Below are 12,409 nucleotides of genomic sequence, written 5' to 3' on the forward strand. Positions count from 1 at the left end.
TAGGTGTTTTCTGCTTGTCTGGTTGTTTCAGCAGAGCCCAATGGGTTGTGGTTCAGGCTGTTCCGGGCGATATAGGACGGTCAGAGCCGCCCCGAATCTGCATGTAGGGCACGGGTCTACGTGCGGCTCGGAGACCGAGCAGGGTTTGAAAAGCGGCCATAGGTGTCTGGCGGCGATTGTGACGGAAAACGAACTCATCCAGGTAAACCTGGAGTTGCTCGCGACTCACGCCGTGATAGGTCCCGATCAACCACTGTTGCAGGTTCCCAATGGATCGATCGGCCAGTGGCACCACCGATTTCGAGCCTTTGCGAAGGTCGCCTTGCAGGGCCTGGGTACGCGGAACATGCCGGAATCCCACTTGTTCAAAACGGGTGAAGCTTTTGAGCCCGTCCGTGTAGATGGTCGAGCCAGAAGCCACATTTTGTTGGACAAACGCATTTAGGGTAACGCTCTTGAAGTCCGGGATGACAGCCATTCGTACTCGTCCTGACGCTTTTCCCCGTTTCTCCACAGCTACGATGACCAAGGCCGCTTTCCGGCCTTTCAGTTGACAGCTTCCCCACAGACCAGCGTTCGAGCGCTATCCGATCGGCTACTTCCATGTCGTTTCCGAAGACTTTCGGCGAAAAAGAGCCTTCTAAACCTCGACAAGGCATACGTCTTCAGGTCCAAGAGCGCCGGAGCTTGAGCAGGTGGAACTGGCTGGCGGTTTTCGTCTCATCTGCAGGCGACGAGGCTTGATCGATTCCGGAAGGCGATTTTCGCAGAATGGAAATAACGACGTTCTCGGAGTCACTTCATTATTGCTTCAGTACGAATGGGGTGAGATACGCTGACGGTCAACGGGGTAATCAGGTTCCACCGGAGGGAAACGCCAGTAGACTCTTCCGAATCTTCAGGGTACCAGCAGACAACAGCGCCGGGAACTCATTTAACTACGGCATTATGAAGAAGCTTTGTCCCTTCCCTGCGTAAAGGTCTCTGTTGCAGAAGCGAGTGAGGCGACTGAAGAAGAGTAGGCCGGGGCTGTTCTGGAGGAGAAAATTGCTAAGATGAGGTGGTCGTGCAACTAGGTAGCTCGTGGACGGGTAGTGTTCTGCGTTCCCGCATAAGCGTGATGCTCGCCTGCGCATTGTACGTCGTGGTGTTTGTACTTGTGTACAAACGGGTTGTTGTGCCGGTATGGGGTTACGAGGGATTCCACTCTAGGACGACGGCAACACGCGCAGCGGCGGCGTGGGTGCTTGCTGTCCTGCCCTCGCTCTGGATGCCAATTAAGTTGAAGCGTCCATCACAGACTGTGTATTGGCTGCTGTATCTGCTGGTCATGGTTCCCGCATGTCTGGTGCCGATCTATGCGCTAGAGGATCAATCCAGCGGTCCCCTCCTGTTTGCGGTCTGCCTGGTAACGGTATACGCATTCACGGGAATGATTTACCGAATCCCGCTGCTGCCCCTGCCGCGTGTCCACCTCGAGAGCTACGAATTTAGCGTCATACTGGTCCTCTTGAGCATAACTTTCTATGCGTTACTGGTTTCGAGTTTCGGCTTCCAGTTTCACTATGTTTCGTTTGAGGACACTTACTCAGTACGCGGCCAATTTAAGAACACCGTAGACCAGGCTCCTACTCTTGTGGCATATGCCATTGGTTGGCAGGCGTGGGTGATCAATCCGCTTGTGATGGCCATAGGTCTCAGGTCTCGGCGCACGTCGTGGGTCTTGGCCGGTGCGATGGGGCAATTTGCCATCTACTCCATTACGGCTTTTCGGGCTATGCTTTTCTCGGCAGGTCTTTTGCTTTATCTGCTTTGGGCTATGAGGTCGAGCAAAGCATTTGGGACAAGATTAGCTGCTACGTGGACCGCGATATTCGCAGGAGCAGGTGCACTGCAGCTCTTCGGCTATTCGCTAATTCCTGCACTACTAGTGGCAGTACGAATGACCGCATTGCCGGGGCTGCTGACTGGCTACTACTACGAGTTCTTCTCCTCGCATGCCAAGGTACACCTGGGCCACAGCATTCTAAAATCATTGGTCGACTACCCCTACGCTGTGGAGCCACCTTATTTGATCGGTTTCCTATATTTTCATAGCGCCAGCAACGACGCCAATGCAAATCTATGGGCGGACGCCTACGCCAATTTTGGATACCCGGGAATCATTTGCTTCACACTAATGCTTGCGATAGTACTGTGGCTGTATGACTCGATGGCGGTCGGTCGCGACAAGCGTGTAGCGGTACTGCTTATCGGCCTCCCGGCGTTCTCCCTTGCGAATGGCGCTCTTTTGACCTCGCTCCTCTCAAACGGCATGGGCCTGGCGATGTTGCTCATGTATCTCATGCCTCCAGTGAGACGTGAGAACTCGCGGCGCTCATCGGTGCTAGTCCATGCGGTGGGTGTGGGATCGAGGAGATAGATTCATTCACTGGCAAAATGTCGGTTCCTCGGTGTCCGAAGATCACTCGTCTTCCGTTCGATCACCCGGTTTGCGACGCCCCGGTGTTCCAAGTGGAGTGGAGGTCGGCACGCCCGCGCGGCGCCTGGCGCTGCGCAGGAAACTTACTTTCACCGCGGTCCATACAACTATGAAGGTAGCGAGCATATGAAGGTAGCGAGCATTGTCGGTGCAAGGCCGCAATTCATAAAAGCGGCCGTGGTATCCAAAGCATTGGCCTCGGCCGGTGTGAGCGATGTACTGGTCCACACTGGCCAGCACTATGACTTCGAGATGTCCGCGTTGTTCTTTGACGAACTCGATATTCCTGCGCCTAAATACCACCTTGGCATCGGGTCGGGACACCATGGTGCGCAAACTGGCCGCATGCTCGAGGCAATCGAATCGGTTCTGTTGCGCAACCGTCCGGACATGGTCCTAGTGTACGGAGACACGAACTCTACACTGGCGGGAGCGTTGGCCGCAGCCAAGCTCCAGATTCCCATGTCTCACGTCGAGGCGGGTTTGCGCTCGTTCAATCGCCAGCCCGAAGAAGTCAACAGAGTGCTCACGGATCACATCGCCGACCTACTCTTCGCGCCAACCTCCACCGCTATGCGAAACTTGGCAAATGAAGGTATTCCAGCCGAGCGGATCATACGCACCGGCGACGTAATGTACGACGCCGCACTGCAGTTCGCGGCACATGCCGATGCGTTTAGCGACGTGTTACAAAGGCTGGAGCTACAACCGCGAACGTATATTCTCGCGACATTACACCGCTGCGAGAACACGGACGACCAAAGTCGACTGCGGGCGATCTTCGAAGGGATAGCTGACGTGGCGCGGCAATTGCCCGTCGTCCTGCCGCTCCACCCGCGCACGCGTAAGGAAGTCGAACGTGCACAAATCCCCGGTGGAGTCTTACAGCGCATCCGCCTGCTCAAGCCGTTGGGATACCTAGACATGACAATGTTGGAAAAGCATGCGCGCCTGATCGCGACCGACTCGGGCGGAGTGCAAAAAGAGGCCTACTTCCATGGTGTCCCATGCGTGACCCTACGTGGCGAAACCGAATGGACCGAGACGCTGGAGGGAGGGTGCAATCAGCTGGTGTTCCCAGCTAGCGGCGAAGGCGTCGCTAGCTGCATACGTGAGGCTCTGGGACGCGAGCCTACCTTCCGCACCGATGCCTACGGTGACGGACACAGCGGCGAGCACATCGCGAATGCCATCTCTTGTTGGGGTCCAAAGGCCCAGCGTTCACCTAACGAGTGCTTGAACATCCCCTCGCGGGTTTCGAACGATGTGAGATCGTGCTATGGCAATGATTAGATTCACGGCCTACGTACTGGGTGCCTTGCTCTTGGCTTGGCCAATGTCGCAATTCGGGCGCGCCGCCGCGCACGATGCTGCGCGTACGGTGTCCCATCCAGTCGCGAGGGGCCGGTCGCCCGCCTCTGTGCACTACGTCAGTCCGACAGGCAGTGACACCAGTGATGGCAGCACTGGTCATCCCTGGGCAAGCATCTCGCACGCCGACTCGGTTGTGGTGCCCGGTGATACCGTCGTCGTACTGGATGGAACCTATAAGGGTGATATAACCCTCGCATCAAGTGGCACTTCCGGGCGTCCGATTACATATGTGGCCCAACACAAATGGAAAGCAAAATTGGTAGGAACTACGTCCGGCGCTGGCACGGCAATCATAAGAGTAAGCGGCAGCCACATTATCATCAAAGACTTCGATATTACTGGAACCAATGCGAACGGCATCATCCTTGCATATAAAGGAAAGTCTGCCAGTTTCAATCAGGCGATAGGCAATTACGTCCACGATATCATCACACCCTGCGATTCAAATAGTGGGAGCGCGCTCAATAGCGGTGGCGGGGACAACTACTCCGGTATTTCACATATGGACTTTATCGGGAACCTGGTCAGCAATGTAACTCCCTATAACGGTTGTCCTGGCGGTCATGCCGCGGTGGGAATTCATCAGGCAGTCCCCTTCGGAGTGATAGCCAACAATATTGTTATCAATGCGGGCTATGGCATTCAATGTTGGCACGCAGCCTCCAACGAAAAAATTGTTGGCAACATACTTATCAATAATTTAAGGGGTATAACTGTCGGAGCAGGAGACTCACCGGGAAAAGTCACAAACGACAATACCATTGTACAAGACAACATTATAGTAGGGACCTCTAGTTGGGCCATCGCAGAAACCGGTACGACCGGATCGCATAACAAGTACCTCGATAATATGTTGTTTAGCAATCCGTATGGCATTACACTTCAGAACGGGCTTGTTGCGAGCGGAACCGTCAAATAATAAGGACGGACCATCTGCGTCAAGAATGTTGGCTTTCAATTGTGGGCGTATCGGAGATATGAGACCAGATTAGTTGGTATCTTGATCGACTCAATATGAAGTTAGGGGCGTTGGCCGTATTCTTTAAGCCACGGTTTCCGCCCCTGCTTTCCTTACTGGACAGTTACGGTAGCGGAGCCCCAATCTGTTGTTCCGTTCGCAGCGGTAGCAGTAATCCGATAAGTCGTTGTTGAACTCGGAGTAACGGTGATAGAGCCATTGAGTGGAACGGATGTGCCGTTTAGCGTTGCACTAACGGCATTCTTTGTGGTCCACGTGATGACGGATGACTGACCGCGACTAATTGAAGTTGGACTTGCGCTAGCACCCGCAGCGACAGTACCGGTTGGAGCCGCCGTAACGGTCACGGTAGCGGAGCCCCAATCTGTTGTGCCGTTTGCACCGGTCGCAACTACTTTGTAAGTTGTCGTTGAAGTCGGTTTAACGGTGACGGAGCCATTGAGCGCAACCGCCGTTCCGTTCAACGAGGCGCTCACCGCATTATTTGTCGTCCAGGTGATAACGGAGGACTGGCCGCTTGTAATCGACGCTGCACTTGCACTAACGCCGGCAGCGACAGTTCCGCCACCTGTGCCGGTTCCGCCACCTGTGGTGGTCCCAACACCCAGAATCGCACCGATAACCGTTTGTCCGGCCTGCGGGCGAGGCGCTCCTTCGTAGTCAGTCAGTACACCGGCTAATGCAGACCCGGCCCCACGAGCCGGGGACCCCCATTGCACCTCGTAGTTGCCAGCGGCCGTTCCGGTATTGTTCACAAACATCGGATCTGCATGGACTGTGCCTGTTGCAGTCAATTTATTTTGAAGGCTGATGGTTGTATTGCCCCCGAAAACCAGGTTGTCAATATACTGATTGTGCGGGCCAGTTCTACCTGTCTCAGCGATTGCGGTCATGCTGGAATTGAAAACGATATTGTTTTGGACCAATGAGTAATCGTTGACTGTGCCTGTATTTGGAGAATCCCCTGCGCCCATTGTGATGCTTTGTTTCGAGTTGATGATGACGTTGCCGAAATACGTTTCATGATGTGCGTTGTGCCAAGATTCGATAGCCCAATGTCCGCCATTGATGATGATATTGTTGGCGACCAGGGTATAAGGGATGGCAGCAAATATTCCGGCTCCGTGAGGAGCAGTGCATCCCGGCGGATCTGTAACGTTGACGACTAAATTGCTAAGGATATCCATGTGCGCAACACCAGCTTCATAATCGTTGCCACCTCCGGAATTAATAGCTACTCCACCATTGCCGTCACACGGCGCAACGATATCATGGACGTAATTGCCGATTGCCTGATTGTAGCTTGTCGTGGTCCCTGCTGTGGACAAATTGATTCCACCGGCATCGGTGCCGGTAATATCAAAGTCCTGAATCACGTTATAACTACCTGAGACACCGATGACTACTGATCCATCACCAGTCCCGGCTCCAACTAATTTTGCTTTCCATTTATTCTGGGCTTTGTAGGTAATCCGCTTGCCATCCACACCGCTTGAAGCAATCGCAACATCGCCACGGAAGCTTCCGTTTGGAAGAGAATATGTCCCATCTTCGACGAGGACGGTGTCCCCGGGCGCTGTTTTGGTTGCAGCATAAGTAATCGTCGCGAAGGGAGTGTTGGCGGAAGTGCCATTGTTGGAATTGCTGCCATTAGTAGCAACATAGTAAGTAGTTTGAGCTTCTGCTTGTGATACGCCGAGAGGTGAATATGCCAGCGTTGCAACAGCTGCAAGAATGACATGACGGTAGGAATGTAGCCGAATATTAAAACGCATGGGTCTCCGAAAGCCTGCACGAGGCAGGTCTGGTCGGCGCTTTCGCCGAGGTTTAAAAAAAGCAAAAATCTCCTTCGATATCCTTGCGCAAGCAAGGATTACCCGGCGAGACTCTGCCGCTTCCTAGTGAGCTAATTTAGTTTTGTTGGTATTAGCTTGTAAGTCACACAGGTATGCGACTACGCCGATAGCCGATTAAGCGTCTCGGAGAACAAGTAGCTAATGGAGTTGTAGGTTGGGATGGAGCAGGGGTTGAGGCTGCGGATAGAGGGGCCGCGAAAAAGTGCATGCTATCTCCTTCGTGCGGGGAGAGCCTGTTTCGAATACTTTCTGTGGATCTGCCAGCCGGTGCAGCATCACACCTGTATTCGAACAGGGCTTGGGGAGGTTGACCTTTCGTGCTTCTGAAAGGTTCTTATAACTAACCAAGGTCGACCGGGCTTGAAACCTAACAGCCCTACACTTCCATATCGTACGGATATGAAAATAAAAGGATTCGATTGGCAGGGTAATTTAAACACTAAGTCGACCAGCTCATCTGCTTGCGCTATAACCCTATCAGAATCACCAAGTTTTCAGGGAATAACAGCAAAGAAGTACAAAAAACTGAATATCAACAGCTATAGTCCAGCTGTTCTTAGTATATTGGTCCGATCTCCGGCAGTCAAGCCTAAAGCCGTCGTCGCGATAGCGGGCTTTACTCCTGCCAAGACTCCAAACCTGTTTGAAAGATGAGCATCGAGGTCACATGAAGATCGATATCGATGAAGCCATCACGATCAGCAACAGTTATCTATTTTCTCCATTGACGCGAGGAGCGGATGCGACTTCTCTTCCTGCTTTTGCTTCCCCTAAAGCGCCTCCACCGGCAGGTAGATACTGGCGGACGTTGAGACACCTGCGCGCTTCGCAGCTCTACTATCTTGTGCGGCACCGTCTATTGAGTCGAAATGAAATTAGTCATTGGCCAGAAGCACGCGTTAGTGTGAGGGTTTGCCAGATGCCTTCAACGATGGGGGAGTGGGACCCTGCTTTGGCTCGTCGAATAATCCATACAGGGAATGTTCAATTCATCGAGCAAGCCGTTCCAGACTCGATGCAAGCTTCATGGCGCACAAACGAGATCTTACGACGCCAAATCTTTCACGCCAATTACTGCGATTTCTTGAATGTGGATCTAACTGCTCCGGAAGAATCAGACCTGCTTTGTGGAGCAATAAGAATCGCCTTGAGTTGGAGGGATCAGAATCGTCTCGGTACTGAAATTGGGTGGGGCCAGTTTTTCTTATCCTTGCGCATTGTCAATTGGTTAAAGTTTCTCGCGCGAAACGCAGCGCGCGCAAAAGAGATCGGGAATGGGGCGCAAATCGATCAGGTATTGGCGAGCCTCCGCGTCCAGGTACTCTCACTTGAAAGCCGTTTGGAAAGAGATCTCCTAGCGAACCATCTTTTGAGGAATGCTAAGGCGTTGGTATTTGCTGGAGCGCTGCTCGAAGCCCCCGAAACTAATCGTTGGCGCGTTCTTGGCCAGCGCCTGCTACGAGAGCAAATAGCTGAGCAGATTCTTCCTGACGGTGGCCACATCGAAAGATCGCCTATGTATCATGCTTGGATTCTCGATGATCTGTTGGACATTCAGCACCTGTTTGAGTCTCGCCCTCCGCTCGTACCGGAGTGTGCGTTAGAAGTATCCCAAGGTGTCAAAAGAATGGCCCAGTATCTTATGGAGATTGTTCATCCTGACGGCGAGATTCCGCTCTTCAATGATTCGCAGCTGGAGGTTACTCGGCCAACCGCTCAAATTCTTGAGGAGTCTGTAGATCTGTCACAGAATTTATCGAAGAGTGCTGCGGTAAAGGCCATGTGCGATACCGGCTACGCGGTTATTCGAGATCCCAGTTCAAACAGCTTTCTCATCTTCGATTGCGGCCCCCTCGGGCCTGACTATCAGCCCGGACATGGTCACTCCGATGTCCTCAGCTACGAACTTTCGCTGCATGGGCAGAGAGTCATCGTTGATACGGGCGTAAGTTCATACGAGCTTGGTCCGGAACGCCACTACGAGCGATCCACGGCAGCACATAATACGGTGCGTGTTGACGGAGTCGAACAAGCGGAAATATGGGCAGGGTTTCGGTTGGGGCGGCGGCCTGCGGTGAGTCCCATTCACTTTGGCGAAATAGAGGGCTGTCAATTTGTGCGAGGTGCACACACTGGCTATAAGCATTTAGACGTGATGCACTCGCGCGCTATCATTCGCTTGACAAGCAATTCGTGGTGCTTTGTGGACACCTTGAGTGGAAAGGGAAACCACAAGATTGAATCCTTTATCCACTTCCATCCCGCAATTCAACTCTTGCCATATACCGGGACGCAAACGTCCTCTCCTGAATTGATGGTGCCACGCTGGGTTCTTGAATTTAGCGGAATGCGCTATCTCTTCATGGTATTGGGTAACGGTGCCATAGCTCGCACAGAAGCCTGGTATTCTCCTGGGTTTGCCGTTCGCATGCCTCAATCGGTTATCCATTGGACGTGGGAAGGAATGCTTCCTCAAATGATGGTTTATGCGGTCGTACCTGAAGGTACGCCGCCCATCAGAGTCAGGCGCCCGGCTGACCATCGCAGTATAGAACTCAATCACATTGTTGTGCCCTTGCAGTGAAGAGAGCTGCGTATCAAACGAAGACCCGAACGTCAAACTGCCTGCTTCGCAGAGAGAGAGAGAGAGACGATATGAGCTATCAATATTGTTCTCAAAGATCGAGCTTAAAAGGTTCAAATCGGCGCATCGTCGGTTCACGGTTGAACGAGCTTGTTCGGAGACTGCTGATAGCTTGCTGGTTGATTTGTGCGGGGATGGGAATAACCTGTGTTCCCGTCCTGGCGCAGACGCCGGCCGCAGGCATCATCGCGAATCCTACCGTCATTGCGTCGGGTGGCAGTTCAACCCTTACGTGGACCACGAATAATGCCGTGAGCGCCGATCTCAATGGGACGACGGTTCCATTGAATGGATCGCAAACGGTGTCGCCCACCGTTTCAACCACATATCGCATAACGGCTCACAGTTCGACCGGTGCCACCGACTGGGGGCAGGTCCTCGTCACGGTTACTGCTCCAGGCGCTCCAACTGCCGCAATCAGCGCAAGTCCAGCTTCTATCGCGGCTGGCGGCAGCTCTACACTTACCTGGACATCGACGAATGCGGTGAGTGCGACTTTGAATGGTGCGCCGGTTGCTGTCAATGGATCGCAGACCGTTTCGCCCACCACAACGACCGCCTATACGTTCATTGCAACCAGTTCGTCGGGTGCGACTGCATCGAAGCAGGCTACGGTCACCGTAGGTTCGGGCGGCGCTCCGACCGCAGGCATCATTGCGAACCCAACCTCGATCGCATCGGGCGGCAGCTCAACCCTTACGTGGACCACGAGTAATGCCGTGAGCGCCGATCTAAATGGTACGCCGGTCGCATTGAATGGCTCTCAGACGGTGTCGCCCACGGCGTCAACCACATATCGCATCACGGCTCGCAATTCAGCTGGCGCCATTGACTGGGGACAGGTTCTCGTCACCGTTACTTCAAGCGGTACGACTGCGGGGATCACTGCCAATCCAACGTCTATCCCATCGGGCGGCAGCTCGACCCTTACCTGGACATCGACTAATGCGGTGAGTGCGACCCTGAACGGCGCATCGGTTGCTGTCAATGGATCGCAGACTGTTTCGCCCACTGCGACCTCTACCTATAACTTTGTCGCCACGGGTTCCTCAGGCACAACGGCGTCAGCCCAGGCCACGGTTACTGTCACGTCAGGCGGTACTCCGGCCGCCGGACTTACCGCCAACCCAACGTCCATCGTGGCAGGTAACAGCTCCACCTTGACATGGACGACAAGTAACGCAGTAAGCGCTGATCTGAATGGCGTGGCGGTCCCGTTGAACGGTTCCCAAGTAGTTTCGCCCATCACCACGACAGCGTATCGCATTACCGCTCACGGTTCGTCGGGTGCCACCGATTGGGGACAGGTCAGCGTCACAGTAACGGGAACAGGAACAGGAGATCCCGCTGTCAAGGGGCAATGGGGACCTGTTCAGACATGGCCGTTTATGGCCGCTCACGCAGCCCTTCTCCCGAATGGAAGCGTGTTTTTCTGGCCTTCGTTTGGTAACGGAAACAATCCCTATCTATGGAATCCTGCGACCAACCAATTCACTGCCGCACCGAAGGCGGGATATAACATTTTCTGTGCCGGCCATTCATTCTTGCAGGATGGAAAGCTATTTCTTGCTGGCGGGCACGCTGGAAACCAGAACGACGGAGTTATCAACAGCACTTTCTACGATCCGAGCCAGAATACCTGGACAGCGACGGCTAACATGAACGCACCGCGCTGGTATCCCACCAATACCACTCTGCCGAATGGCGACGTTCTAGTGGTGTCCGGTTTCACTACGAACGATAACTACAACACGCTGCCTCAGGTCTGGCGCCCGGCCAACAACACATGGAGGAATCTAACCAGCGCCCAATTGATGCAGCCGCTTTATCCGATGATGTTTGTCGCGCCTAATGGGAAGGCGTTCAGCGCAGGGCCCGACCGGATCTCGCGATACCTGGATACCAGTGGGACAGGTGCGTGGACAACTGTAGGTACTATTAATTACACGGGACCTCGGGATTACGGCTCTGCTGTGATGTTCGATGGCAAAGTTATGGTCGCAGGCGGCGACGGGGATACGGATGGCGCTGCCACCAATACGGCGGAGATCATTGACCTGAATGCCGCCAATCCCACATGGCAATTCACATCGCCTATGTCGGCTGCCCGTCGGCAACTGAACCTCACGCTTTTACCAGATGGTAAGGTATTCGCTTCTGGTGGAAGCGGCGGCTTCGGCTTCGACAACTCGGCAAATCCTGTCTATCCCGCGGAGATGTGGGATCCTGCCACTGGCAGTTGGACCACGATGAACAGCGTCACCGTCTATCGCGGCTATCATTCCACCGCACTGCTCTTGCCGGATGGGCGGGTACTCTCTGCCGGTGGGGAGATAACCGGGGCCAGCGCGGAGATCTACTCTCCTCCATATCTATTCAAAGGCGCTCGCCCAACCGTTACCTCTGCGCCTACCAGCGTGAAGTACGGGCAGACCTTCCTTATCGGCACACCAGACGCTGCAAACATTACCAAGGTGACATGGATCCGTCTGGGCGCCGTTACGCATGCGCTCAATCAGAACCAGCGTCTCAACAATCTTCAGTTTGCGCAGGCAACCGGTGGGTTGAATATCACTGCCCCTGCAAATGCAAACCTGGCCCCGCCGGGGCATTACATGCTGTTCCTTGTCAATGGCAACGGTGTGCCATCAGTAGCCAAGATCATCCAAATCACGCCCTAGTACTGTGGCCGTATGTATAGGTAACCAATGTAGGCGCTTGTTGGTTTCTGGTGCTGGCTGTATATCTGGGGAGTGAGCAGAGGCATACGACTTCAGATTGAACTCAAGCAGCGAGATCGACCGCAGATCGATCAGTTGTTAGGAGGCGGGTTGCAGTCGGTACGCACGACATTGCGCGCCTTGGCCTTGCGTCAATTGGATCAGGGACAGTCCACGCCTGCGGTGGGAGCCAACCTGGGGCTTTCCGCCAAGGCGGTATGGCAGATCGGCAAGCGGTATCTTGATGGCGGGCTGGAGCGGGCGTTGTTCGATGCCGCCCGTCCAGGCAAGGCTCCAACTCTTGATCAGCAACAACAGCAGCGCATTATTGCCGTGGCTTGCTCGCCTCCTCCA

7 protein-coding genes and 1 pseudogene are annotated in these 12,409 nt (G+C 54.0%); 6 read left to right on the plus strand and 2 right to left on the minus strand.

Annotated elements, in window-relative coordinates; all coding sequences use genetic code 11:
* Window positions 1–52 precede the first annotated feature (52 nt).
* A pseudogene (locus Q363_RS26600) lies at window positions 53–574 on the minus strand (IS1595 family transposase); the annotation flags it as partial.
* A 492-nt stretch (window positions 575–1,066) separates the two neighbouring features.
* On the opposite strand from Q363_RS26600, the gene Q363_RS26605 reads away from it, so the two are divergent.
* The 3 genes from Q363_RS26605 (at window position 1,067) to Q363_RS26615 (ending at window position 4,775) form a co-directional block, all read left to right on the plus strand.
* A complete protein-coding gene (locus tag Q363_RS26605; protein WP_157467618.1) occupies window positions 1,067–2,422 on the plus strand; it encodes a carbon-nitrogen hydrolase family protein in 1,356 nt (451 codons plus the stop codon).
* A gap of 186 nt (window positions 2,423–2,608) precedes the next feature.
* On the plus strand, window positions 2,609–3,775 hold the full coding sequence (gene wecB / locus Q363_RS26610; RefSeq protein WP_064742734.1) for a non-hydrolyzing UDP-N-acetylglucosamine 2-epimerase: 1,167 nt from the start codon (window positions 2,609–2,611) through the stop codon (window positions 3,773–3,775).
* A 127-nt stretch (window positions 3,776–3,902) separates the two neighbouring features.
* Window positions 3,903–4,775, plus strand: coding sequence for a hypothetical protein (locus tag Q363_RS26615; protein ID WP_169747143.1), 873 nt, complete (start codon window positions 3,903–3,905; stop codon window positions 4,773–4,775).
* Window positions 4,776–4,927: 152 nt separating this feature from the next.
* Here the strand turns inward: Q363_RS26615 and Q363_RS26620 are convergent, their stop codons facing one another.
* A complete protein-coding gene (locus Q363_RS26620; RefSeq protein WP_157467622.1) occupies window positions 4,928–6,610 on the minus strand; it encodes a hypothetical protein in 1,683 nt (560 codons plus the stop codon).
* A gap of 748 nt (window positions 6,611–7,358) precedes the next feature.
* Between Q363_RS26620 and Q363_RS36900 the strand changes: the two genes are divergently transcribed.
* The 3 genes from Q363_RS36900 to Q363_RS26640 all read left to right on the plus strand — a co-directional run.
* Window positions 7,359–9,275 (plus strand): heparinase II/III family protein, encoded by a 1,917-nt coding sequence (locus Q363_RS36900; RefSeq protein ID WP_084080793.1) that lies wholly within the window; start codon window positions 7,359–7,361, stop codon window positions 9,273–9,275.
* Window positions 9,276–9,469: 194 nt separating this feature from the next.
* Complete coding sequence (locus Q363_RS36905; protein WP_051979379.1) at window positions 9,470–12,016, plus strand: galactose oxidase-like domain-containing protein; 2,547 nt, start codon at window positions 9,470–9,472, stop codon at window positions 12,014–12,016.
* Window positions 12,017–12,166: 150 nt separating this feature from the next.
* The coding region (locus Q363_RS26640; RefSeq protein ID WP_169747144.1) for a helix-turn-helix domain-containing protein at window positions 12,167–12,409 on the plus strand (243 nt) is incomplete at its 3' end.

The sequence above is a fragment of the Edaphobacter aggregans DSM 19364 genome (assembly GCF_000745965.1).
Taxonomy (GTDB): Bacteria; Acidobacteriota; Terriglobia; order Terriglobales; family Acidobacteriaceae; genus Edaphobacter; species Edaphobacter aggregans.